Source organism: Fluviispira sanaruensis (genome assembly GCF_004295685.1).
In the GTDB taxonomy this organism is placed as follows: Bacteria; Bdellovibrionota_B; Oligoflexia; order Silvanigrellales; family Silvanigrellaceae; genus Silvanigrella; species Silvanigrella sanaruensis.
In genome coordinates, this window is record NZ_AP019368.1 from 126,369 (window position 1) to 151,385 (window position 25,017).

Sequence of the window (25,017 nt, forward strand, 5' to 3'; positions counted from 1 at the left end):
AGAACGAAAATGTATATTGTCTGTAAGATTGGTTTTTATAAAATTTAAAACCAATTATGATTTATTTTGAAATACATAAAAAGGAAAATATATGGGAATCAATTACGTTATAAATAAAGGGATAGCTGCTGTCAAAAATGAGCTTATAGAAATTCTTGCAAGAGAAATAAAGAAAGATTATGTTCATACTTCGTGGGATAATAACGATCTTATTATTGAAATTAAAAAGATGGGCTCCAGTAAAATAAATATAGCGTTCAAAGAGATCGGTAACGAAGTAAGAATAAATGAAGTAAAACGCAATATTGCTATGATGCATAAACCATTTACTGCAGAAGTTGAAAAAATGGTTGATGATATTTTAGTCAATAAGCTAGGAGCTAAGAGGGCATAAAAAATTTGAGTTACATTCTTGTTTCTCAAACAAAAGAAAGTTTAATTAAGCACGCTTTAATTCTATTATTTGCAGTGTTAAGCGTATCATGCTCAACAACTTTCTTAGCTTCTGATAAATTAAATCAAAAACAAAAACAAGATTTCAAAATGAATCTTGAAGAATTATTTAAAAATAAAATGATTCAAGAAGATCTTGATATAGCAACTACGACATATCAAGTGCTTTCTGCCTTTGAAGAAATAAAAGATAGTAAATTTGAGTTCGCTAATCGAATTTCAAAAGATTTATTATATACAAAAGGTTTATCAAATTCAATATATAAATTTGCATTTAAAGCTTATTCAATATCATCTATTCTTCTGCTGAATGAAAAAATTTCTAATAAAAATATGAGCAATGATATTGACTTTTTTTCATTTCAAAATAATCAATGCGAAATTCTTTGTGATAGTTATGGCTGGAAATCATTAGCACGTGATGATTCATCTTTGTTTACCCCTGAAGGCTATAAAGAAGAAATTTTATCAGATGACTTCTTTGCTTTTGTTAATAAGCAAAAGCCTGAATGGATTTCGGAGTCGATCTACTTAGATCAACATGTAGCAGCTTATAATAGTTATATTAAAAATCTGATCAAAAATGAAAACAGTTCGGTGAGTGATTTGCATTTAGAGAAATTGGAGGATCAATCAAGCATAGATAAAGAAGAAGTCGATGCACTTTTTTCATTTGTGAATGGTGAATTTACAAAATCTAAAACAATTTTTTTGAGTTTAGCAGAAAAGTCTTCGAATCCACAAGAAAGAGCTATTTATTATTATTGGATTGGGCGTGCGTATACTGCGGAGAAGAAAAACGAGGATGCTAGAAAGTATTTTGTAAAATCTGGAATAGAAAATCCTTTGAGTTTATATGATGCGTTATCAGGGCAAATGATAAAAAACCCTTCTGGGCGTTCCTCAACAAATGAGCTATCTCCTTTCCCAGATTCTTGGGAAAAAGAGATGGAAAAATGGGTTACTTATCCCTCTATTATTTCTAATTCTAATATAATAAAAACTTTAAAAGCAGCAATTATACTGGCTTCAAAAATTAAGATTGAAAAAAATATATTGCGACTCGATGAATACCAGGATTTTATAGTTAAAAACGAAAATATTGAAACTTTACTCTTAAAAGATGAAATCAATTGGTTAACTAAAAATTGGCTGAAAGAATTTAAAAATTGGCCAAAAAATGAAAAGCCAGACATAATTGGAAATAATATAGCATGGCTCTTATTTATTACTGGTCAAAATGTACAGTCAATTATGTTTGTTTCACAAATAAAAGACACTCTCGATCCATTTTCTGACAATAATAATTTTTTATATTTCCTTTTTTATCCAAGATTATATAAAGAAGAAGTATCTTTTGCAATCAAACAATGTCCTGTTGATCCCGATTTGGTATATGCAGTCCTCAGACAAGAGGTTTTTTATAACCAAAATACGGAAAGCAAAGATTCTATTTTGAGAAAGACATGCTCATTAAAAGCAAATCTTGCAAATTATAGAAATGGTATAGTCACTTCTTTATCGGGTTATCATGTTGGTGAAGAATTAACGGATGAGTGGATAAAATATAGAGCTAAAATAAATGATGATGCTATTTTTATGGAAACAATTCCTGATGAGAAAGCTAAAGATTTTATTAAAGAAACCGTAAAAAATTATTATAATATTAAATGGATTTATTTTAAAAAAGATTCCATAAGTGAAACGCTTATGAATTTGTTTTTTGCATTTGAAAGGTAATTTAATGGCTTGGGCATATTTAGTGTTAGCAGGGCTTTTTGAAGTGGTTTGGGCGATTCATTTAAAAGATGTCGATGGCATTTCTGCTACTAAGCCTTTAGTGATTACTTTAATTGGGATGATTATTAGTTTTGGCTTCCTCTCGCTTGCATTAAAAAAATTACCTATTGGCACCGCCTATGCAGTATGGACAGGCATTGGTGCTCTTGGAGTCGCTATTTATGGGATAATCTTTATTGGGGAATCTGCAAGTTTATTAAGAATATTGAGTTTAATAGTCTTGGTATTGGGTATATTGGGTCTCAAATTTTTTACCCCTCAAAAGAATTAAATCAGTCAATTTTAAAAATTAAAATGAGAGGATAAAATATATGGCTTGGGTATACTTGGTGATTGCAGGTTTATTTGAAGTTGTTTGGGCTGTTGCTTTAAAAAATGTTTATGGCTTTAGAAATATAAAAGCTTTATTGATTACAATTATTGGAATGATAATCAGTTTTGCTTTTCTTGGGTTGGCATTGAAACATCTCCCAATAGGTACAGCTTATGCAATTTGGACAGGGATTGGCGCGGTTGGAGTTGCTATTTATGGGATTATTTTCTATTCAGAAGTGTTAAATTTCAAAAGAATTTTCTGTTTGATCTTAGTTCTTGTTGGAATTTTTGGTCTTAAAGTTTTTAGCTAGTTCTGCTTCTTCAAATAATAAGCTTTTTCTTTTGTATACATTCTTTTTTGATAGATAAATAATATGAATATAATATTTATTGAGCAAAAAAAACTTAAAATAATGAGCATAACGAGCGATGAAAAATATTTTTCTAATAAATAGACCACTCCCCCTGCAAGTGGAGCTGAGATAAGGAGAATAGATGTGTTTGCTCCGAATATATTTCCAAGTTTTTCAGCAGGAATAAGTTTTACTCTTTCTATTCTAAAAAATATACCAAATAAAGAACTGCCTGTTATTAATAAGCCAAAAGCAAATGAAAAAAATATTCTTCCTAAATCTGATGCAATTAGGATGGCGCTCATTAAAAGGCAGAAGGATCCCATGTAGGCAAAGAATATTTTACTTTTATTCTGCATAATTTTAGGAATAAAGTATGCAAGTAGAAGTGAAATAATTCCACCTAGAATATTAGGTAATGTTGAGAGAGATTCACTTGTTTGATAATGAGTTCTCATAATTGGAATGAGCAGGGTTTGGAAAACACCAAAAAATAAATTCAAGAGAATTTCAGCTAAAGTGATCATTAAAAAATATTTATTTGAGAGATGAAATTTAAAAACAGACAAATTTATTAATTTTTTTGAGAAATTATTAAAATTTACTTTAATTCTTTCTATTTTAATTGTTTTAATATTTATAAAAAATGTTAAAATATAGCTTAAAATAATAATAAAAATAGTATTTCTATTATTAAAAATAGTGAGTGAAGCACCGATAAGCATAGGCCCTATTAAGCGGGCTGCTGGTTCAAGTAATTGTGATTTTGTTTGGAAATGAATCATTTGTTTTTCATCTAAAATGCGACTCGCTGTTGTCTCATAAAAGACCATGAGAATACCCGAGCTGACAGTTATAATAGGTGAAATAAGCCAAATATAAGGAAAACTGTAAAAAATATACCAAACAAATAATAAGAATACTCTGGAAGACTCAAGCGATCTAATAATCCAAAGGCAATTTTTTGAATCTGCAAGATTGCCAAAAAAAGGAATGAGGAAAAGTCTTGGCAAAAAGTCAAACATATACACGAGGCCCACTAAGGCTATATTCCCATTAGATATACTATAAATAAACAACGGTAAATAAAAGCCCTTTGCATTATCACCAATTAGGCTCACAGTTCTTAAACTGGAAAATGAAATAAAGCTTTGCATATTTATCATTTATTTTTCTCTGTTGTTTATTTACTACAAAATAAGGCTACATATTATTTGGGTTGATATTCACTTATGATAAATAATATTAAAGATCTCCCAATAACAATTTATTGCACCTTCTTCAGAATGAGACTTAATAGTCACATATGCGAATGCGTCGTACCATTTTTGTGGATAGCTTAACTTTACACCTTCTGGGACTTGCAATTGAATTTTGCAGTTTGGTGGTAATCTTAATTGACTTGTTGCTTTGAGTCCCTTTTGAGGTAAAAGGCGAGCGATTAAAGTGATTTCATTTTCATCGAGATTAGGGAGCGAATATTCTTTATGTGTCTGAAATAGATTTGCAATTAAGAATTTTTCCAGTGCATATCTAAGAGTCTCTGTAAACATCATCATCACTTGCCCGCCGCCTATGCGACAGGCTATTTCGTTTATAAGAAAGTTATTATTTTTCTTCCTGCAAAATTCGATGGAATTGCTTCTAGAATTTGTGCTAAAGTTTTTCCGATTATTTGAGGAAAATAAGTGGATTCTACCAGCAGAACTTGTATTTTTTCTAAGTCTGAATTCACAATGATCTTCCTCTTAAAAGAGTGTTTTAAAACGAATATGTAATGACAAATAATTCATTAAAATTATCTATAACAAAAAAAATATTTCAAGTTTGTAAGCATTATAATTAAAGTTAAACTAAAAAATATAGAAGGTGAGGTGGTTCTAAAAAAATAAATATAAAATAAATGCTTAAAACACTATTTAAAATTATCGATTGCAAAAGGATATTTTTCAGTATCAATCAATTTCTTAGCGATGATTTTAATTTTATCATCGTGATTTGCTTTTAAATTATAAATATTTTGATTGATTCGCGCTTTTGCATTTCGAATAATTAATTTTGCCATGGTGAGTTCAGCTTCATTTTTCTCAGGGCCACCATGCTTTTCTAAGACGGAATTGATCCTCGATAAAACAGAAGAAATCACATATGTGTCAATGGCGATGTCTGCGAGTCGTGACAATTGCAATTGCTCATCAACAAGTTTGTGTCCGTAAGTGCGAATGAGTTTAGAAGCAGAAGTAGTTAGCGCATGTGTGGCTGTTGAGAGTCTTTCGCATTCTTTTTCGAGGGCAGGGTGAAAACCTTCTAGCTTTTCTGTCAGCACACTCTTTTTAACTTCACTAAAGGCAAATTCAGATAAAAAGCCAATTTTACCTATAGCGCTGTTTAAGAAGTCTACACTTTTTATATTTTGAAGTGACTGAAGTTCTTTGCCTAGACGTTGGTATTGAGAAGCAGGCTCTTTCAAACCTGTCATCGCTATAAAGAGTCTTAATATTTCGTTTGTTCCTTCAAATATAAGACCTATGCGCCCATCTCTGAGCTTTCTTTCAATGCCATATTCAACCATATAACCATTGCCACCGTGAATTTGCATGGCAGTGTTGATTGTTGCCCAACTTGCTTCCGTAACAAATACTTTACAAATAGCAGCCTCAATACTGTAATCTGTGTCGCCAGAATCGACTAAATTGGTTGCGAAATAGGTTGCAGACTCAGAAGCATAAATATGCATTGCCATTTCACTTAACATGCTTTGGATAAGGCCAAAGTCAGAAATACTGTGGCCAAATGCTTTTCTATTTTTTGTGTAAGTTATGCACTCGTCCATAGCGGATTTCATAGCGCCCAAAGCACCGCCTGCTAAGCCCATGCGACCTTGATTTAAAATTCCCATGGCAATTTTAAAACCGTCACCTGACTTTCCTAATATATTCTCTGCAGGGACTTTTACATCTTTAAAAAAGACTTCAACAGTGGATGAAGCTTTAATTCCAAGTTTAAGTTCTTCAGAACCATGAGTGACACCACCCATGTCTCTGGTTACGATAAAGGCGGTGATTTTGTCTTCGCCATTAACTTCTTCCTTCGCAAATACGGTGAAAAAGTCGGCGAAGCCTCCATTTGTAATCCATAATTTTGAGCCGTTGATCACATAATGATCGCCTTGTTTAACGGCTCTCGTTTTAATTCCAGCGGCATCGCTTCCTGCGGTTGGTTCTGTTAAAGCAAAGGAGGCAATCATCTCGCCCGTCGCAAGTTTAGGCATATATTTTGCCTTTTGCTTTTCATTTCCATATAAATAAAGTCCTTTTAATCCTATCGAACTGTGTGCACCCGCAGTTAAAGTAACAGATGCGTCGTGTTTATTTAAAAGTTCAAGAGTTCTTGTATAAAATGTTTGGGTAAATTCGCTTCCACCAAAAGCTTCAGGAATAATAAGTCCAAAGAGCCCCATTTCTTTCATGCCCTGAATAATTTCTTTTGGTAATTTTTTTTCTTGGTCGAATTTTAGACTATCAACATTTTGTTTCATCCAATCATTAATTGAATTTGCCATCAAGGTGTAATCATTTTCTCGATTGGTATTAAAAAATGGATAATGATGCAGAGATTTTTCTGATATATGCCCATTAAATATGCTTTTCATGAAACTAAATTTTGTATTACCAGACATAAAACCTCCTCGTTCTTACTATTTTCAATCTGGATAAGATAACTTTACAATAGTAAATTAGCTGAATTGAATGAAGAGAGCAAACTGTTTGAAATGCAAACTGTATTTACTGTCAATGTCACTTATAGTGTATTGCAAGCATTGCTAGTTTTAAAATTTAAACATATTTTGAAGTATAGAGAATTTTATTTTATTTATTTTTAGGAGAAAAAAATTATGGCTATGTTTGAATTAAACGAAACCCAAAGGCAATTGTTTGAAATGGCAAAAGATTTTTCTAATAAAGAAGTGTGGCCTAAAGCACGTGAATTGGACGAAACAGCAAAATTTCCAATGGAATTATTAAAGAAGACACATGAACTTGGAATGTTAAATGCATTTGTGCCAGAAGAAGTGGGTGGACTTGGGTTAGGCACATTTGATCATTGTTTAATTTCTGAAGCTTTGGCCATGGGGTGTGCTGGATTCTGCACGGCAGCTTTGGCCAACGATTTGGCAGCTGTTCCGGTTATTCTTTCTGAAAATAAGCATGCATGGAAAGATTTTTTGGCACCTATGGTTGAAGAATGCCAAATGGCTTCCTACTGCGTAACAGAGCCAGGCGCAGGAAGTGATGTTGCAGGGATTAAGACGACTGCAAAAAAGTCTGGTGATAAATATATTATCAATGGGTCAAAAATGTGGATTACAAATGCTAAATACGCTTCGTGGTTCTTTGTTCTTGCTAAAACAGACTCATCTAAGGGGCACAAAGGAATGTCAGGATTTATTGTATCTGCAAAAACCCCTGGTATTACGATCGGTAGAAAAGAAGATAATATGGGCCAACGTTGCAGTGACACACGGGGTGTGACCTTTGATAACGTTGAGGTGCCTGCTAAATATTTACTTGGTAAAGAAGGCGACGGGTTTAAGCTCGCCATGGGAGCATTTGATCGGACAAGGCCTGCGGTTGCAGCCGAAGCACTCGGTTTGAGTCAGCGGGCGATGATGTGCGCAATTGATTATGCAAAGCAAAGACAGGCATTTGGAAAAACTATATCGGAAAATCAGGGTGTTAGCTTTATTATTGCAGAAATGGCACGGGATATTGAAGCTTCGCGTTTACTCGTGTGGAAAGCTGCTGATGAGGTAGATGCGGGGAGAAAAAATACTTATTATGCGTCAATTGCTAAAATGTTTGCTGCGGATGCCTGTATGAGAATTACCACAGATGCGGTTCAGATATTTGGTGGATATGGATATAATAGAGAATATCCAGTTGAAATGCTTATGCGGGACGCAAAGATCTTTCAAATATATGAAGGCACATCCCAAATTCAGAGAATGATTGTAGGAAGAATGCTGCTAGACATCTAAAGAATTCTTTAAATAAATGAATTGCTGTGCTAAACAAACTGCGGATTGGTGTCTTCTTTTTGTGAATTTTTAGAAAGATTTGGTGTCAGAGATGATAAAGACTGCAGAAGCAAAAATTGGCATTGTGGTTGCAAGATTCAATGAGGTTATAACGTCTCGTCTTGCTTCAGGTGCAAAAAATATTCTCATTCGGCGTGGTGTAAAGCCTGAAAATATTATTGAAATTGAGGTACCAGGGGCGTTTGAAACCCCATTTGCAGCTCAACTTTTAATTGATAATAAAAAAGTTCATGGAGTCGTTGCTCTTGGAGCTGTGATTCGTGGATCGACAGATCATTATGATTATGTTTGCTCATCAACAGCGTCTGGTTTGATGAATGTTCAGCTTTCTCGTTCAGTTCCTGTTTGTTTTGGCATACTTACTTGCGATACAATGGAACAAGCAATTGATAGAGCTGGTGGAAAACTTGGCAACAAAGGCAGCGATGTTGCTGATTCGTTATTAGAAATGATCTTGCTTAGATCCTCATTATTAGGAAATTTATCATTATGATTGAAGGTGTAACTGGACTCAAACCAGCCGATTTTAAACAAGTGAGAAGGTTTGCAGTTCAATTTGCTTATCAGCAAGATGTAAATCAACAATATGTTATGCAAAAAAGTGTTTTAGAACAGTTTATTAAGCAATCTGAAGTGTCTGAGAATCAAAGAGCCTTTTTGCGATCTTTATTAGCTGCTGTATTTGAGAAAAGCAAAATAGTTGATGATTTAATCGAAAAAAATGCAAAAAATTGGAAAATTTCGCGCATTGCTCGAGTGGATTTAGCAGTTCTTAGAATTGCAACAGTTGAGCTTTTAGAACGGGGCGATACAGATATTGGAGTTGTTATTTCAGAAGCTGCTTCTATTGCGCAAGAATATGGCTCTTCAAACTCGGCTTCATTTGTTAACGGTATTCTCGATGCGATTGCTAAAACGGTACGTTCTGCTTGATTTAATATTTATTGATCAAAAAGGCGAATTATTGAAATGAGAGAAATTTACCTACTAGAAAATATCGAAGCCTGTGCGCGATTTGTTACTGAACGTGTTGCTCAAGGATATTCTTTAGAGACTTTTTTAGGTATTGGAACATTTTCAAGTCAAGTTTTAAAAGATCAAAGTAAAGGTGTTTTTATTCAAGCTAGTCCAGCATTTCTTGAGAAAGAATTATCGGAGAGTGTTATTCTAGGGCATTTTTCAGTATTTGAGCAGGAATCACTTTTATTGCAAGTAAATGAAGAAGGACATAAATCTTTACCTATTTCGAGATGGTTTCTTGTAGGCCAGCATTTAAGCTTATTTTCCTCTCCTCGTATTGATGTTTTAAGATATTTGCCGCTTAAAGAACTTATGGGAGTGAGAACTCCTGAAGAATTTATGCAAGTATACTTAAGTTATTTATTTCCAAATATTCAAGAAGTCAGAGCACAATCTATTTTATTTCTTTTTGATATAAAAATGCTTTGTGATTATATACGTTCATTTTTTATGTGGCTCATAGATAAATATGAATTAGTAGGTTTGAAAGAGTCTATACTAAATTATTCAGAAATGGATTTGCAAAAAAAAGTAACGGAAGAATTTCTTTGGTTCTTAGCAGATTCAGCATTACACCCTTGTATTGGGGTTTTTCCGTCTACCCAAAAATGTTTTGATTTTCTCATTCACTCTGCTCGTATTTTACGAAAACAAGGTAATCTGACAGATGAGACTTTATTCAAGTTTTAATTTTATCATTGGTGAAAAATATGGTAAAAAAAAGTCATGAAAAAAGAAAAAGTAAGAGACATGATATTAATTTTATAATTTCGATTTATCAAAATAAAAAGCCTATAGCGCTTCATAATGCTGTTAAAGATTTTTCTTTAAATGGTTGTGCGATTTATATTTCAAATAATCATATTTTCAAAGTGGATGAAGTTGTAGAATTGCATGTAGAAGAGAATTTTATTAAAAAAAATTTAGAAATAAAAATTGAACCAATTGTGGGAATAATTAAATATTTAGATAAGGAAAATATATTTTATGCAGGGATTGAGTTTAATAATCTTAGTGAAAATAATGTAAAAGTAATAAAATATATTATCGAAAATGGGGTGATTTTAAAAAAATTCCCACAAACTTGGCAGCTATCTAAATAGTATATTTTTTATATATTATAAACTTCAATGCTATCTTCGTCATTTGACTCAATTTCAGAATCATCAGAAGGTGCTTTTAGAAGCTGCAAAAGATCGTCGCGTGAAAGATGCTTAAAAACTTCTTCGTCTTGTTCAACAAATCTTTCAAAAATCATTCTTTTTCGACTAATAATATCATCAATTCTCTCTTCTAATGTTCCCCTTGTTACGAGTTTATAAACTTGAACATTTCTGATTTGACCTATGCGGTGAATTCTATCGGTTGCTTGATTTTCTTTTGCAGCATTCCACCATCTGTCAAAGTGAATAACAACACTTGCTGAGGTTAAATCGATCCCAGTACCACCCGCTAATAAAGATCCTATAAATACTTTTACATTTTTATTCTCTTGAAATTCTTTAACAATATTACCTCTATTGACAGATTGACCCGTTAAAATCACATGCTGAATGCCTTGAGCATTCAGTCTTTCCGAAAGTTTAGCGACCATTTTTGCATATTGGGAGAAAACCACTACTTTTTGGTTACTCTCGAGAGCCTCTCCAAGCAATTCATCAAATACTTTTAACTTTCCACTACCTAGCTGTGAGTATCTTGGATCAATTATAGAAGGGTCGTCACATATCTGTTTTAAAAGGCTTATCAAACTAAATATATGAATATAAGGAACAGGACTTTTTTCATTTTGTAAATCATCGATTAATTTTTTTCCTTTTAAATTTAAAACTTCATTATAAAGTTTTTTCTGAGCTAAATTTAAATGACAGTAACGAATATCTTCAACTTTATCTGGAAGATCGGTCAGGACATCAAGTTTATTTCTACGCATTTTAAAAGGATGTATAAGGCGATGAAGTTCAATGTCGGCGATTGGGTCATTGTTTTCATCGTTTGACATATATTTCTTTTTAAATTCACTATCACTGCCTAAATAACTAGGAGCAATATAATCAAATAAGTTTTTAAGTTCCATTAAATCATTTTCAAGCGGTGTCCCTGTTAAACAAAGACGCATATTGCTATCAATTTTGCATGCGGCTTTATAGGTCCGAGTGCTTTGATTTTTAACTAAATGCGCTTCATCTAAAATAACTAAATTCCACTTTTTTTGCATAATGAGTTGAATGTCTCTTAAGAGAATTCCATAACTTGTTACAAAAACAAAATGTCCTTTTGTATTTTTTTGTATATCCATTAAATAGTTTTTGCGTAGCGAACCATGATAACAGATACATTTAACTTTTGGGATATATTTAGTCATTTTATCAAGCCAATGGTCAATCACACTGGTAGGACAAACAACTAATGATATTGAAAAATCATCACGTTTAGCAATACTAGAAATAAGACCCATCGCTTGGTGAGTTTTACCAAGTCCCATTTCATCTGCAAGCAGACCACCAAGTTGGTTGCTATAAAGCCACCAAAGCCATTTTAACCCATCTTCTTGGTATGGGCGTAAGTTAAGCTGAGTTTCTTTTAATGATGGTAATGTAAGTTTCTCTCTCGATATGAGACCTGCACGTATTTTATTTATAATATCTGCTTTACCTTTGACTTTACTTTCTGTGCCAAATTGTTCATGAAAACGTATAAATTCGAGGGTTGAGAGTTTAATTTGTCCATCGTTCTGTAATTTATTTTGGAGCCAGTCAAACTCGGAGTTGATCTTTACAAATCCTTTTTCAGTTTGCAGATACTGTTTACCTTCGGCTCGAGCTCTTAATATCTGTAAGAGTGTTCCAGAGGTATTTCCATCTATTTTATCTTCAGCTTTTGAATTAAACTTAGCATCTATTAAAATTGCACCATCTAAAGATTTATTCAGTGTGAATTCTGGAATAATGGTTTTATTAAAAACTTTAACTTTGGATAAACTATTATGTAAAACAACTTCAGCAGTTTCTTTTAAGCGCATAAACTCACTTTCAATCAAAGTTGCTGCTGTGTCTCCTTCTACAATTCCTGATTTAGGATATTCTTGCCAACGTGAAATTTGAGTTGTGTTCATTTTGTCAGAAAAAGGAATATAACCGATTTTTGCATAAAAGATTCCATGTTTTCCGACATGAGATGTCTGGAGATCGCTTAAAACTATTTTTTTTATTGAATTATTATCTTTATAAATATTTATGTTTTTTTGAATTAAAAAACCAGAATTTTTATGATTTTTAATATCGAAATATCTTTTTGCAGTTACTCCATGATCGATGAGTTTAAGAACACTTTTTGACGCTTTTTCATATTGGTTGGTATTGAATAAAAGTTTGCAAGTGTCATCAATGCCAAAGCGGTAGTTTAATTTTTTTGTAGCATCAAGCTTAACGAGTACATTCAACCACGGTTCTTCTTTGTCTAAATCAATAGAAATAATTTCCAATACATTGGAAGTAAAAATATTTTCAAAACTATTACTTTCTAATGTCTGTTTCGCATCATTTATTATTTCCCATTTTTCTTGTGCATTGAATGCACTCGATTTATTTTCATCCGTTTGGGTGAGTTTTGGTTTGGCTGTTGTGCTATTTAGATAAAGTTCAGATCCGCCTGTACCTAAATTAAATTTTTGTAAATAGAGAGCTTTTTCTTGATCTAGATATATACAAAATGCAGCAATATGTGCGCATTTTTCAGCTCTTCTTCTATTTGCTTGGCAAGTACATTCCATCCATTGAACAAATTTTCCGTGCGCATGAATTTTCATCCGCACTTCATAATTTTCACCAATACCCGCCTTTACTTTTCCACTTAAAAGCTCTCCGTAGGAGTTGAAATTGTAAACTCCACCAGATCTAAAAATTGAAATTCCATTTTGCCAATTATTAGCAAGGAATTGTGGGAAAACGAAATCAATAAACGAATGAGAAGTCATTTTTATTCTGTCTAAATTTTTGTTTTTAGTAAATTATTTACTAAAAACTTATGGTGATAATAGGAATTAGAATAGCGAATTAATTACTGCGACTCGCTACTCGACTGTCATTTTTTTCAAACTTTAAATAATCTGCAAGAGTTGTTTGAGCAACTGAACTTGCTCTGACGACCCAATTTTGTGGGCTTGCCACGACTGTCCCAATAGCTATGCTATTCGGAGAGTTAAGTGGAGCAATACCACTAAACCAAGTGTAAAGAACATCCCTATTTTCTGGATCGAGCAAAGTTCCCGTCTTGCCGCCAATTTCATTGGCGTCCGCTCGAGTTCCTGCTTTATGAAAAGTTCTACGGCTCGTACCCGATGATATTGTTGCTAACATCAAGGTTTCTATTTTTAAAGCAGTTTGTTGAGAGATAATTCGTCCAATTTGCATAGGTTTTGCTCTGTAAACTTCCTTTCCGTCCGAATTGTAAGCCGCTTCTATTAAATAAGGTGCCATCATTATACCATGATTATTAATAGTTGCAGAAAGAAGAGCCGCATGTACGGGGTTTAATTTCGTAGCGCCAAATCCTGCACCTGCTTCAGCCACTTCTTGAGGAGTTGCTGTGTCAGGGTCAGGGAGCAAAAACATACTTGTTTGCAGCTTTAAATCGCTTGGAATAGGTTTATTGAACATAAACTTTTCAGCATAGGACTTCAGTGAAGCTAAACCAACCTCATATAGAGCTAAACGGGCGAAGGCTGTGTTACAGCTAGAGCCAAAAGCTTTGGCAAAGGTCATTTTTTGCTTATCTCGAGAAGGATCGGCTAGCCAATTGCCATTTCTGAGATTGCCGCAACCTCCACGAAAAGAAATTTCATCGTATGGATTCAAATTTCTTTTTTCTATGGCGGCCGAAGCTGTGATAATTTTCATTAAGCTTGCTGCTGGTGCGCGCGAGCTGACCGAAACACTGGCATTGCGGTTGCCACCATTTTGTGAAAGGGCAAGGATTTTTCCTGTTTTTGGATCAATAATGGCTGTTGAACCATTAATAATTCTAGATTGACTTAAGTACTTTTCTGAAGCGTCTTGCAATTGAGGGTCGATTGTAAGTTCTAACTTATAATTTTTGTAATATGAATATATTTTTCCATTTTTTAAAAACATTTTAGCTGAGATTTCCGGCCATTCTACCTGGCCAAACGGTGTGTTCAAAGGTGTCCCGTTGTTATTTAGAGATTCTCTGGGATCGGTATAAGCTTTTACTTTGACAGTATTTGGGTTTAATTTTTTAGAATTAATTAAATATGAGCCAGAATATGCAGAAAAAAGCACAGGTTGAGCAGTGACATAATTTGTTTTTAAATCATTTCTTCCGTAGCGTTCATAATTACTTGCTTTATATTTTGACTTTTTACTTTGTTTGTAAGTTTTTTTAAATTTGAATTTATTTTGATTTATTTTTTGTTTAGTTAATTTTTTATCTTTGGCTAAAAATGCGACAGTTTTTTGAGTTTTTGAATTAATGTTAGTATTATTCACTTGCGCATGTATTGGTGTCGAGAAAAAAAATAAAGAAACAATAAGAGAATGAAGAGGCTTTTTTAAAATATTAGAAAAAGAAAAATCCATTTTTGTATCCTCAAACTCCGTTTTTTATAGTGTACCATAAACCAGCTTGGTTTTGTTCAAAGTATTATAGCTTTAAATCTTTTTGGGTCAGGATCCAGCTTTTCAATACCGTGAGCAAAACTTTGTTCTGGTACTTTATCGGTATAAATCGATCAGATTGAAACTCCCATGAAATTTGCTTTTCAAGATAGTCAATCGAAGTTAAATATCTTGATTTTTTCTCCTCAACAAGACTTTTCGGCAGATTCGAAAAAATAGAAAGACAAATATAAGTTGCGGTCGGACAAAATTCATAAATTTTTGTTAATACACGTTTACGTAATGATATCATTTCGTTTTTAAAGTTTGCGTCTGTAACCTTATTATAGCTACCTATAACCACTTTCCCGTGAGGAGAGAGACCTTTTTCAATGATTTCCTTTTCTTGGCATTTAAATTGAAAATCATCGAAACAAATTGGGACTTCAATAACTTCAATATAAGGTAGGGTTTTAGAATTTACTTTCCATGAAATATAAGCAAAAGGTAAAGTATCATAAATACCTCTAATTGATTCTCCTGTGCTTGGAAAAATGGGATAAAACAAAGGTATATTCGTGTCAATATTATCATCACAGTGACATTTTAATTTTCTTTTAGTGACAAGATTATTAAGTAATAAATTATCTTTCCAAATATTAGGTAACAGTTTTAAATGAGGCAAAGAGTCAAATAATTTATTTGCGGCAATTCGTACTTCATGAGTCATAATGTTGTCCTATGCCATTTTTGGGCTCGCAGAATTTTCTGCAAATTTATATTTTTAAGATGTCGATTCTATATGTGGTTACAGAATACCTCAATCTTATCATTTTAGGAGTCAAAAGGTGTTTTCAAAAGTGAAAGATGCTAAAGTCTTGTCGTCAGTACAAGGTATTGAGAATTCTTCAAAAAAATATAAAGGTGTGCCTTTTTCTTTGCTGGGCAATCAAACATTTTTTCAAGGAAAAGTTATTTTAAAAGGTGAAGCACGATTGGCAGGGCATGTTGAAGGCACTATTATTTCAGAAGATATTTTGATTTTAGAAGAATCAGCTCTAATTAAAGGTGAGATACATGGAGTGATTGTGGAAATAAGCGGTATTTTTGAAGGTAACCTTTATGCTGCTGACACTTTAAGGCTCACATCTTCTGCCCGAGTGGAAGGAGAAATATCTTCTTACAAATTAATTGTGGAAGAAGGTGCTAAATTGCGTGGAAAACTCTCTTGCTTAGAGGCTCCAAGGCATTCAGTTGATGAAATCGTTTTGAGCGTAGTTTCTTAATAAATTGAATGCATGTTTAAATTTCTAATTCCTTTCTCTGCAAAAGGAGAATGCGGTTGAATTCAGATAATGTTGCAGGCAAAGAATCTATCAAAGATCTTTATAATGAAGCTAAGCAGAGAATTAGATTGATTTTGAGTATGTTTGGGCGCTATGAGCCTGAAAAAATCAATCCATTACCTGACGATAAATCTTTTGCTGCAATTTCTAACTTAATAAATAGTATTATGAGTTCAGCTCAATTTGAGTCAGATAATCAATATCGAAATGCAATTGTTGAAATTTCAAATTGGATGAATTGTGCATTTAATAAAGAGTTCTTAAATAAACATGAAGCATTGTATCCAAATCCTTTGTATGTTGTGAGAAAAGGAGCTGAAATTCTACACTCTTTTTTGCATAGAGATTTAAGAAGAAAACAATTTTCTTCCGAAGAAGATGAAATTTATAGAAATTATATAACAATGATTTCAAGTTTGCCTGATCCGCGCAATAAAAAACTCGATCAAGAAGATGTTGATGGTATGATTGATAATCTTTTAAAATCAAGTTAAATTTTAACCTGCATATTGATTCTCAACTGTCTCTTCGTTATTGTCCGTTTTTGACTGATTTTTATTCAATCGCCAAAACGGAAATTTTATGAAAAATATTAAAAATTTTGCATTTTACAGTTGGGCTTTCCTTGTTTTTAATTTTTTTGTTGTTCTAAATGGTGCCTTTGTGCGGGCCACGGGTTCCGGTGCGGGCTGTGGTGAGCATTGGCCTCTCTGCAATGGCCAGTTCATACCTGATTTTGCAAAAGTTCATACAATCGTTGAATTCTCCCACAGAACATTGAGTGGGCTTGCTGGAATAGGTGCAGTTGTCCTTCTTGTTTGGTCTTTTAAAGTGACTGAAAAAGGCAGCCCTATTCGAAAAACAGCTTTTTGCTCATTTTGCTTAATGGTCTTTGAAGCCCTGCTGGGAGCAGGTCTTGTGCTTTTTGGTTTGGTGGCAAATAACTCTTCTGTTTTTAGAGCTTATGTTATGTCCTTGCATTTAATAAGCACTTTTCTATTACTCGCTTCAATTGCATTAACAGCTTATTATTCTTCGGGTTTTGGGATAGCTCAGCTGCGGGGACAAAATAAAAAAATATTTTTAATTGCGATAGCAATTTTTGGATTATTTTTTATTGGAGTAAGCGGTGCTATAACTGCTTTAGGGGACACACTCTTCAAACCAAATTATGTTGGCGAAGGGTTATTTGCAGAAAATGAAGGGACAACACACTTTTTGAAGTCGTTGCGAGTCTATCATCCTATTTTTGCCGTTTTAATCTCATTCTATATCATTGTAATGACTTGGAACTTTGTTCATAAAAACTCTGCAAAAAGAATTAAAAAATTTGCTTACTTTATTACGTGTATTATTGTAGTCCAAATCTTGTGTGGTTTTATTAATATTGTTTTATTAGCACCTGTGTGGATGCAAATTGTACATTTATTAACGGGTGATATTGTTTGGGTTGCTTGTATTTTATTTTGCAATGAAGTCCTTGCTGAGGAGAAATTTCTTGAAAAAGTGTTCCGATATTCTTAAGATTTTTATATTGATTTTGGTTATTTCTCTGCCTTCCTTTTCAACAGATTCTTATATTCCATCCCTTCCGCACATGGTTGAAGATTTAAATACAACCCAACCTCTCATTCAATTGACGCTCAGCTTTTATATGATTGGCTTTGCTATCTCTATGTTAACTTGCGGATCTTTATCCGATCGATTTGGGAGAAGACCTATTTTATTATTTGGCCTATCATTATTTTTAATAGCATCGTTTGCATGTGTTTTTGCCCAAAACGTTTGGTTTTTAATTATTGCTCGCTTTTTTCAAGCGCTTGGCGGTTGTTGCGGAATCGTTTTAGGGAGAACAATTGTGCGCGATTCCTTTGAGAAGAAGGATCAAGTCAAAGTTTTAACTTATATGGCAACAGGTATGGCTATTTCCCCTGCAATTGCACCGATAATCGGTGGTGTTCTGCAAACCTACTTCGGGTGGCGTTCTTCATTTGTTTTATTAATTCTCTTATCAGCATTAATATTAGCTTTAGTTTATTTTAAGATAGAAGAAACAAATAAAAATTTAAATCCCAAAGCTACACATTTTGTGGCTCTTTTTAAGAATTATAAAGAAATTTTATCGAATAGAACTTATTTAGGATATACTTTAACTATTTCATTTGCATGGTGTGCTTATTTTTCATTTATATCTTCTTCGTCTTTTATTTTTCAAGATATAATAGGTGTGTCTTCTGTTATTTATGGTGTTATATTTGCTTTGGTTTCTATTGGGTATATTTTTGGGACAATTATGGCGAGAAAATTATCAGCAAAATATCATTTAAACTATGTGCTAAGCTTTGCAACTCTAATATGCTTTTTAAGTTCTTTAATGTTAATAACTTTTGCATTATTTAATTATGTTTCAGTGTTGGCTATTTTACCACCAATTATAGTATTGATGTTTGGTATTGGTATTATTTTTCCTTTGACTCAAGTTGGTATGATGGATCTCTTTCCTAAAATGCTAGGAATTGCTTCGGGATTATTCTTTTTTATTGAAATCATGTTTGGTGTATTTGCAGGATATTTATCAGGTTCATTTAAATCAGAAAATCAAATTCCAATGGCGACTGTTATTTTTATATCTTCAACTTTTTTAATTGTTTTTTATTATCTTTTAATTATGAAAAAAAAGAATGTCTAGCAAACTAAGCAATCTTTTTTTCTTTTAACGATAAAGTTTCTGTATTTGGGTTATAGCTGCGAGCTGCATATAAGAAGGATAGGAACAAGCAAGCAAAAATTCCGCATGCAATAGTGACGATAAAAAAACTATCCCAGCCAAATTTATCAATTATAATACCGATAGGACCACCAGCAACAAAAGCTCCTAAATAACCAATCCATCCTATAAAACCTGTTGATGTTGCTGCTGCTTTCTTGTGGGATAGTTCTACGGCTGCTATGCCAATGAGCATTTGTGGGCCAAAAATAAAGAAACCTAGTGCACCAACTATTAGAATATCTAAATATAAATTCGAAACTGACATCTGCCAGAAAATTGAAATTAAAATGGTTACGAAAACTGTATAGAGAAAATTAACTGGACCTCTTCCACCTTTAAATAATTTATCAGATAACCAACCAGCTGCAAGACTGCCAAAGACTCCGCCAATTTCGAAAGCAAAAATAACTTTCCCAGCATCCATAGAGCTTGTGTAACCTTTTTGTTCCATTAAATATGGCATTGTCCAATCATTAACAGCAACTCTTATGATGTAAATAAAGAAGTATGCTCCAGCTAAAATCCAAATATATTTATTTTTCAAAATATACTTCATAAATATTTCTTTTACAGTAATAGTTTTTTCAGTATTTTCTTTTATCTGCGTAATAGGTAATTCTTCATTTTTATACTTTTCAATAGGAGGCAAGCCCAAAGTGGCAGGCGTGTCGCGCAAGCGATTGATAAGCAAAAAGCCAGTGAAAATTGCTAACCCACCTGCAACGTGCATTGCAGAGCGCCAGCCCCAATATTGGACGCAAAATGCAATGAGCAGAGGTACGAGAGCCCCTCCTACGTTGTGTGAAGTATTCCATGCTCCCCACCAACGCCCTCGCTCAGACTGTGAATACCAATAGGTTAGAAATTTTGCGCAGGGAGGCCATCCGAATCCTTGAAACCAGCCATTCAACATCCAGCAAATTGCAAAGATCCAAAAGGAAGACGCTGTACCAAAAATAATATTTAAAACACCAGTTAAGATTAGGCCAATGGCCATAAAATATCTAGCATTGGCATTGTCAGAGAGCATGCCACTTATGAATTTACTCAAACCATAACTGATGGCCATTATACTACCAATCCAACCTAGACTTGCTTTGTCCATATTTAAATCCACAGCTAAACTTGGTATGGCAAAAGTAAAAGATTTTCGCGTGACGTAATAAACTGCATAGCCGATATACATTGAGTAAAAGATTCTAATTCGCCAATGCTTGTAGTCATTGTCTATAGTTTTTGCATCAGTTATTTCAGGTAGAGGTTTTGGTTGCTTTAGAGAAGAAAATAAAGCAGAAAATTTAGCCATAGAAACTCCTACGGGGAAGCTTTTTTAAAACCTCATTTATTATTAAATAGTTATCAAAACATCTGTTAGACAGGTGTTGAAAAAACATCTGGAAATACACTCTTAATGCACTCTTTTGAAAATAACCATAGCTAGACAGGAAAATTTGCTAAAAATATACTCACTCAATAATATTTAAATATTAAAATAATATTATAAATAATTATAATAATTAATAATATTATAAGTTATTTTTTGTAATTATATTTTAAATATAAAAATATTAGAATAAAACTATATATTTTATTATATAACAGAGTTTTTCGAGTAAGGAGATATGGGTGATATTTTCTATATAAAATACCGAAGATAGAAATAAAATCCAATTTTTTCTATCTGCAGGGATAATAATATTAATGTTTTGCATGAATCAGTTGCTGTATGGTCGAGGCAATACCTATATCATTGCTTTACGAAAAACATGTTGGCAAAAATTATTATTGATATTTTCTATCGATTTTTTCGGTTCAAACTCATGTTGAATATCATTTTCGTCAATTTCATTCAGCAAAGTATTATCAATATCAAAAAGATCATCTTGATTGAAAATGCTTAAATCACTTTCACTTTCTTCTGAAATCTGCGGAACATGAGAAAATTTTCCTTTGGCAAGATTTGTGTGCAAAATTTCGGCTTTAGTTTGCCCATGCTTGTAAGAAAAAAGAAAATTTAAGCAAATGAAGGTGACTACAAAAAGTGTTATTTTCACTAGGAATCCTTTATAAAGTTTTTATATAAATAAAATTCAGTAATTAGAGTTCATTCTACGGAAATTTATCCCTAGAATGCAGCCATGAGAAAAGGATGCTAGAGAAAACCATGAATAAATGCAATAAAATAATGCAAATATGAGGAAATGTGTGTAACTATCCAATATTTATTGATTATTTTAGGATACGCGTACCCCAACGGTTAAACCTTCGCCTGTAGGCAATATAGTGGCTATAAATTGTGAATTATTGGCAATTCTGTAGTTAAACTCGCGAATGCTCTTGACTTGTTTTTCTAATTCTAAAGTTTCAAAATGACTGTCGTTAATATGTCCCCAAGCGAAGGTGTTGTCCGCTATAATCACCCCACCAATTTTAATATTTTTCTCAGCCCAAGTGAGATAATCAGGATAAGAGACCTTGTCTGCATCTATGAAAATAGCATCAAAAGGTGCTTCTTTTTCGAGTTCTGCTAAAACAGAAAGCGCTGAACCGAGATGTTGCTTTACTAAGTGATCAACTTTTGCATTTTTAAATGACTGTGCAGCGGCTTCAAAGTGCTTCTGTTCGATTTCGATCGTGTGTAAAACTCCTTTATTTCTCATGCCTCTTGCAATACAAATTCCTGAGTATCCAGCAAGAGTTCCGACTTCTACAACTTTTTCAGCTTTTGCCATGGAAATAAGAATTTCTAAGTGTTTTCCATCCATATCACTGACATGAATTCCTGGAATATCTAGTTTTTTTGCTCTTTCACGAATTTCTTTTAAAATATTGTCTTCAGGTTTAAAAGTATTTAATGCATAGGTTGTTATATTTTTATCATTTTGTAAAAATTCTTTTTGCATACGTCCCTCATTTAGTAAAATAAGAATCTTTCATCAAGAACATAATTAAGTGAAGCAATTTTTGTGTGTATCATAAAAGAATGTTTAAGGCAATTTACCAATAATCAGCTTGGATTGTGATATCACCACTCACTCTGCAGAGGCAGGCTAATCTTTCGTCAGGTGATTTTTGATTATTCGCAAGTGTTTCTTTTTCAAAATTATTTTTTTCTGAAATAGACTGAGGATTTTTCTCTGTTACCTTAAGGTGACAAGCACCACAAACTCCAACACCAGAGCAAGCAGAACCTATAGGTAATCCCCTTTTTCGGATAAATACCCATAGATTTGAGCCTCCCCGCATTTGAAACTCATCTATTTTTTTTCCAGTTTTATTCAGGACTGTTACTGTAATTAATTTTGCAAGAATTTCTTTGCTTGGAACTTTTTCCATAGGTTTCTCATTCGTATCAAAATTGAGCGGGTCTTTTTTCAATAAACGCACTGATTCCTTCAACAGACTCAGCTTGGTTTAATAAATGACCGAACTGATGTGATTCTATATCACAAGCTTCTTGAAAATTGCAGTTTTCGCCAGAACGAATAACGAGTTTTGCTGTTTTTACAGCTAAGGGTGAATTTTTAATTATTTTATCAGCGATTTGTTCTGTAAAAAAAACAAGATCTTCATGTTTAACAACATGATTGATCAACCCAAAGGTATATGCCTCGGATGCAGAGTATCTCTCAGCAGTTGCAATCCATTCAATGGCCCGTGCTGTTCCTAAACGTTTTCTTAACCTCTGCGTTCCTGAAAACCCTGGAATGAGCCCTAGAGTCACTTCAGGCAATGAAAAACGTGCATTTTCAGATGCAATAATAAAATCACATGCAAGGGCAAGTTCAAGCCCTCCTCCTAAAGCAAAGCCTTGTATACGTGCAATGGTAATTTGTGGGAGCTGCTCAAGTGAATTAAAGATTTCAGCACCCCACTTGGAAAAGTTTTCACCTTCTCTATTTTTATTATGCAATTCTTGTAATTCTTTTATATCGGCTCCAGCAACAAACGATTTGTCACCCGATCCGCTAACAATTAAAATATGAACTGAACTATTATTTTTCAAAATATCGCAACATTTTTTAATTTCTGCTAAAACATTTTTGTTTAATGCATTTAAAGCTTTGGGACGATTGATCTCTAAATATGCCTTTTTATCTTTTATTTCAAACTGAATGATATTGTCTGACATATAAAACTCCAAAATAATATAGACTACAGCCTAGAAAGCTATTGTCTATATTATTTCATTTTTAAAGGATCTGCTATTTGAATTTTTAATTTTTTGCTGCAAGTTCTTTTTTAATAATTTGGTCGAATTCAATTTTAGGTTGGGCTCCCATGAGTTGTGTTCCATTGATATAAAATGCCGGTGTAGCGTTGATACCAAGTTTCTGACCATATTCTATTTCATTTGCAATTTTTTCTTTGACTGAAGAATCATTTTTGCATTTATTAAATTCATTTAAATTTAGACCAATATTTTGTGCAATTTTATTGTATAAAGTTGGCCCAAGTTTTGTGTTATTTGCGAATAAAGCATCATGCATTTGCCAATACTTATTTTGTTGAAAAGCGCATTCTCCAGCAATTGCAGCGTTCATTGCTTCTGGATGAATTTGTGTAATAGGAAAGTTTTTAAATACAAAGCGGACTTTTCCTTTATATTCCTTAAGTATTTCTTCCACAACTTTGTTAGCATTTGCGCAGAAAGGGCATTGGAAATCAGCAAATTCAACTATTGTAACAGGCGCATCGTTTGGACCCTTACTGGGAGAGTTTCCAATATCAATTTTTACTTTTGGCTGAAATGGTTTTGGCATGCCCGTGACTTCAATTATTCCTTTTGCGCTCGCATCGGCAATAAAGTTTTTAAAATAAGCATTTCTTTTTTCTTCACTTAAATAATTGCGAACCATAGCTGCCTGTTCGTTAAATGGCTTGCCTTTTAAGCGGGGATGGTCTGCATTTTGTGTAATAAATGTCTTGATTTCTTCGGAGGATACAGTTTGAATTTCTTCAAGAAACATCTGCTGTGCTGTTGATAAACTTGCGATATTTTTTTTCTTCATATAATCTTTTATGACGTTATCAAAATATCTTTTTGCTAAAAGTTCTTCAACTATGGTATATACTTTGCTCTCTGCATCAAAAAGACTTTGACGTTCTTGAGAAGAAAGATCTGAACGTTTTAAAGTTGCATTGCTATATGTTCCTAAAGAATCACCTGAAAAGTTTTGTGAAAAATCTAAGCTTTTTGGTATGCTCACTGCACTCGGAGTCGTAGAGTTTGAATTGGAAAATCTTTTGTAGTCGTGAAAAAAAAGAGGAATTGAGCCTGCAATTGCTGCTATAATAAAGACTCCACCTATGATAAATTTTCCTGATGACATGAAAACTCCTTATGAATACATACAAATTGAACTTATTCCTTCTAGTGCTCTTTAGAAGGGCAGATCAAGGTCTCTATTTATTTTGCACGCTTTTGATATTTTCAGCAAGTTCTTTAGCATAACGGGATTCTTCAGTCGTCCCATCAACATTTGGTAGTGTTTCAGCTTTTTTAAAAAGTTCCAAGGCCAGATTTTTGTCGCCTGTTTTTTCCTTAAGAACACCAAGATACATTGTATTTAAACGAAATTTTGGACTTGTTTTGATTGCTTTATTAAAATAATCTTCCGCAATTTTTTTATCACCAAAAGAAATAATGCCACCTGGTAATTCTTGATAATAACGACCCAGAATTCTATATGGCCCTGCCCAGTGGTAGTTTGGATCAATTTTTGCAGCTTCAATTAATGCATCTCTACCTGGTTTTGCATTGCTTAATGCAGTAAAAATTCCTTTTTCAAGTCCATAAGAACCGAGATCAATTGCATACCAATAATGTCCTTCTACGCGATTCGGATTTACTTTTCTTGCTATTTCTCCTGCTTCATACCCAAATTTAAATATTTTAATTTTATCATCACTCGTAAACTTTTCGCGAAGTATAAAATTTCCACCGTAATATGCTAAACGTGCAATTTTCCAAGCTATCTCAAAATCATTTGGTATTTTATATCTTGATTTAAGAAGAGCAGCTATTTCTTTTTCTGTTGGTTCGTCATGTCGCTTTTCCCACAAGAGATCGAGTTGCTTTATCGAATAAGTGACTTTTATTTGTTCGGTTTTTTGATTTGTGTCTGTATCATTAGCAAAAGAGTTTAAAGAAAATGTACTTGAAAATAAGACAGTAGTAGATAAAATAATATTTTTTATATTTAAGGAAAAAACCATATGTACCCCTATCGACAATTCGAGAAAT

At 33.1% G+C, this 25,017-nt stretch carries 27 protein-coding genes; 13 read left to right on the forward strand and 14 right to left on the reverse strand.

All coding sequences use genetic code 11. The features are described from left to right. Positions 1-91 precede the first annotated feature (91 nt). Genes EZS29_RS00570 through EZS29_RS00585 form a run of 4 tightly spaced genes read left to right on the forward strand, consistent with a single transcriptional unit; the run spans position 92 to position 2,879 of the window. Positions 92-394, forward strand: a complete 303-nt coding sequence (locus EZS29_RS00570; RefSeq protein ID WP_130605495.1) for a hypothetical protein — start codon at positions 92-94, stop codon at positions 392-394. A gap of 5 nt (positions 395-399) precedes the next feature. Beyond that, complete coding sequence (locus EZS29_RS00575) at positions 400-2,193, forward strand: lysozyme family protein (RefSeq protein WP_130605497.1); 1,794 nt, start codon at positions 400-402, stop codon at positions 2,191-2,193. Positions 2,194-2,197: 4 nt separating this feature from the next. After that, complete coding sequence (locus EZS29_RS00580) at positions 2,198-2,524, forward strand: DMT family transporter (RefSeq protein ID WP_130605499.1); 327 nt, start codon at positions 2,198-2,200, stop codon at positions 2,522-2,524. 40 nt (positions 2,525-2,564) lie between these two features. Beyond that, entirely contained in the window at positions 2,565-2,879 is a 315-nt protein-coding gene (locus tag EZS29_RS00585) for a DMT family transporter (protein WP_130605501.1), read from the forward strand. On the opposite strand, the gene EZS29_RS00590 is transcribed toward EZS29_RS00585, so the two are convergent. The 4 genes from EZS29_RS00590 to EZS29_RS00600 form a co-directional block, all read right to left on the reverse strand. Next, positions 2,876-4,087 (reverse strand): MFS transporter, encoded by a 1,212-nt coding sequence (locus tag EZS29_RS00590; RefSeq protein ID WP_130605503.1) that lies wholly within the window; start codon positions 4,085-4,087, stop codon positions 2,876-2,878. The two genes, EZS29_RS00585 and EZS29_RS00590, sit on opposite strands and share 4 nt — an antisense overlap. Positions 4,088-4,147: 60 nt before the next feature. Then, positions 4,148-4,483, reverse strand: coding sequence for a hypothetical protein (locus EZS29_RS00595; protein WP_130605505.1), 336 nt, complete (start codon positions 4,481-4,483; stop codon positions 4,148-4,150). A gap of 32 nt (positions 4,484-4,515) precedes the next feature. After that, positions 4,516-4,656 carry a hypothetical protein gene (locus EZS29_RS15790; RefSeq protein WP_172603691.1) on the reverse strand — a complete coding sequence of 47 codons (141 nt, stop codon included), beginning with the start codon at positions 4,654-4,656 and terminating at the stop codon, positions 4,516-4,518. A 180-nt stretch (positions 4,657-4,836) separates the two neighbouring features. Beyond that, complete coding sequence (locus tag EZS29_RS00600; protein ID WP_130605507.1) at positions 4,837-6,600, reverse strand: acyl-CoA dehydrogenase family protein; 1,764 nt, start codon at positions 6,598-6,600, stop codon at positions 4,837-4,839. Positions 6,601-6,816: 216 nt separating this feature from the next. Here EZS29_RS00600 and EZS29_RS00605 point away from each other — a divergent pair, with 216 nt between their 5' ends. From EZS29_RS00605 to EZS29_RS00625, 5 genes are all read left to right on the forward strand, one after another. Then, a complete protein-coding gene (locus EZS29_RS00605; RefSeq protein WP_130605509.1) occupies positions 6,817-7,959 on the forward strand; it encodes an acyl-CoA dehydrogenase family protein in 1,143 nt (380 codons plus the stop codon). Between the two features lie 91 nt (positions 7,960-8,050). Further along, positions 8,051-8,512, forward strand: a complete 462-nt coding sequence (gene ribH / locus EZS29_RS00610) for a 6,7-dimethyl-8-ribityllumazine synthase (protein ID WP_130605511.1) — start codon at positions 8,051-8,053, stop codon at positions 8,510-8,512. Further along, a complete protein-coding gene (gene nusB, locus EZS29_RS00615; protein ID WP_130605513.1) occupies positions 8,509-8,952 on the forward strand; it encodes a transcription antitermination factor NusB in 444 nt (147 codons plus the stop codon). Before ribH ends, nusB begins: the two co-directional genes overlap by 4 nt. A gap of 36 nt (positions 8,953-8,988) precedes the next feature. Further along, on the forward strand, positions 8,989-9,729 hold the full coding sequence (locus EZS29_RS00620; protein ID WP_130605515.1) for a hypothetical protein: 741 nt from the start codon (positions 8,989-8,991) through the stop codon (positions 9,727-9,729). 20 nt (positions 9,730-9,749) lie between these two features. Then, positions 9,750-10,142 carry a PilZ domain-containing protein gene (locus tag EZS29_RS00625; protein ID WP_130605517.1) on the forward strand — a complete coding sequence of 131 codons (393 nt, stop codon included), beginning with the start codon at positions 9,750-9,752 and terminating at the stop codon, positions 10,140-10,142. An 8-nt stretch (positions 10,143-10,150) separates the two neighbouring features. On the opposite strand, the gene EZS29_RS00630 is transcribed toward EZS29_RS00625, so the two are convergent. The 3 genes from EZS29_RS00630 to EZS29_RS00640 all read right to left on the reverse strand — a co-directional run bounded on the left by EZS29_RS00630 (position 10,151) and on the right by EZS29_RS00640 (position 15,384). Beyond that, complete coding sequence (locus EZS29_RS00630; RefSeq protein WP_130605519.1) at positions 10,151-13,015, reverse strand: DEAD/DEAH box helicase; 2,865 nt, start codon at positions 13,013-13,015, stop codon at positions 10,151-10,153. A 79-nt stretch (positions 13,016-13,094) separates the two neighbouring features. Continuing rightward, positions 13,095-14,636, reverse strand: a complete 1,542-nt coding sequence (locus tag EZS29_RS00635) for a penicillin-binding transpeptidase domain-containing protein (protein ID WP_130605521.1) — start codon at positions 14,634-14,636, stop codon at positions 13,095-13,097. A 64-nt stretch (positions 14,637-14,700) separates the two neighbouring features. Further along, positions 14,701-15,384 (reverse strand): hypothetical protein, encoded by a 684-nt coding sequence (locus EZS29_RS00640; protein ID WP_130605523.1) that lies wholly within the window; start codon positions 15,382-15,384, stop codon positions 14,701-14,703. A gap of 118 nt (positions 15,385-15,502) precedes the next feature. Between EZS29_RS00640 and EZS29_RS00645 the strand changes: the two genes are divergently transcribed. From EZS29_RS00645 to EZS29_RS00660, 4 genes are all read left to right on the forward strand, one after another. Continuing rightward, the gene (locus EZS29_RS00645; RefSeq protein ID WP_172603692.1) at positions 15,503-15,940 is read left to right on the forward strand and encodes a bactofilin family protein; all 438 of its coding nucleotides are present in this window, start codon (positions 15,503-15,505) and stop codon (positions 15,938-15,940) included. Positions 15,941-15,996: 56 nt separating this feature from the next. Further along, positions 15,997-16,494, forward strand: a complete 498-nt coding sequence (locus EZS29_RS00650) for a hypothetical protein (protein ID WP_130605527.1) — start codon at positions 15,997-15,999, stop codon at positions 16,492-16,494. An 88-nt stretch (positions 16,495-16,582) separates the two neighbouring features. After that, positions 16,583-17,524 (forward strand): COX15/CtaA family protein, encoded by a 942-nt coding sequence (locus EZS29_RS00655; protein WP_130605529.1) that lies wholly within the window; start codon positions 16,583-16,585, stop codon positions 17,522-17,524. Continuing rightward, on the forward strand, positions 17,499-18,689 hold the full coding sequence (locus tag EZS29_RS00660) for a multidrug effflux MFS transporter (RefSeq protein ID WP_172603693.1): 1,191 nt from the start codon (positions 17,499-17,501) through the stop codon (positions 18,687-18,689). Before EZS29_RS00655 ends, EZS29_RS00660 begins: the two co-directional genes overlap by 26 nt. A 4-nt stretch (positions 18,690-18,693) precedes the next feature. On the opposite strand, the gene pgtP is transcribed toward EZS29_RS00660, so the two are convergent. From pgtP to EZS29_RS00695, 7 genes are all read right to left on the reverse strand, one after another. Next, complete coding sequence (pgtP, locus tag EZS29_RS00665) at positions 18,694-20,076, reverse strand: phosphoglycerate transporter protein PgtP (protein WP_130605533.1); 1,383 nt, start codon at positions 20,074-20,076, stop codon at positions 18,694-18,696. Between the two features lie 436 nt (positions 20,077-20,512). Continuing rightward, positions 20,513-20,824, reverse strand: a complete 312-nt coding sequence (locus tag EZS29_RS00670; RefSeq protein ID WP_130605535.1) for a hypothetical protein — start codon at positions 20,822-20,824, stop codon at positions 20,513-20,515. A 180-nt stretch (positions 20,825-21,004) separates the two neighbouring features. After that, positions 21,005-21,673 (reverse strand): O-methyltransferase, encoded by a 669-nt coding sequence (locus EZS29_RS00675; RefSeq protein WP_130605537.1) that lies wholly within the window; start codon positions 21,671-21,673, stop codon positions 21,005-21,007. A gap of 94 nt (positions 21,674-21,767) precedes the next feature. Beyond that, the gene (locus EZS29_RS00680) at positions 21,768-22,106 is read right to left on the reverse strand and encodes a 2Fe-2S iron-sulfur cluster-binding protein (protein WP_172603694.1); all 339 of its coding nucleotides are present in this window, start codon (positions 22,104-22,106) and stop codon (positions 21,768-21,770) included. Between the two features lie 16 nt (positions 22,107-22,122). After that, positions 22,123-22,902, reverse strand: a complete 780-nt coding sequence (locus EZS29_RS00685; RefSeq protein ID WP_130605541.1) for an enoyl-CoA hydratase/isomerase family protein — start codon at positions 22,900-22,902, stop codon at positions 22,123-22,125. An 85-nt stretch (positions 22,903-22,987) separates the two neighbouring features. Further along, positions 22,988-24,103: a DsbA family protein gene (locus EZS29_RS00690; RefSeq protein ID WP_130605543.1), complete on the reverse strand. Its 1,116-nt coding sequence runs from the start codon at positions 24,101-24,103 to the stop codon at positions 22,988-22,990. Positions 24,104-24,176: 73 nt separating this feature from the next. Then, on the reverse strand, positions 24,177-24,989 hold the full coding sequence (locus tag EZS29_RS00695; RefSeq protein WP_130605545.1) for a hypothetical protein: 813 nt from the start codon (positions 24,987-24,989) through the stop codon (positions 24,177-24,179). Between the last annotated feature and the right edge of the window lie 28 nt (positions 24,990-25,017).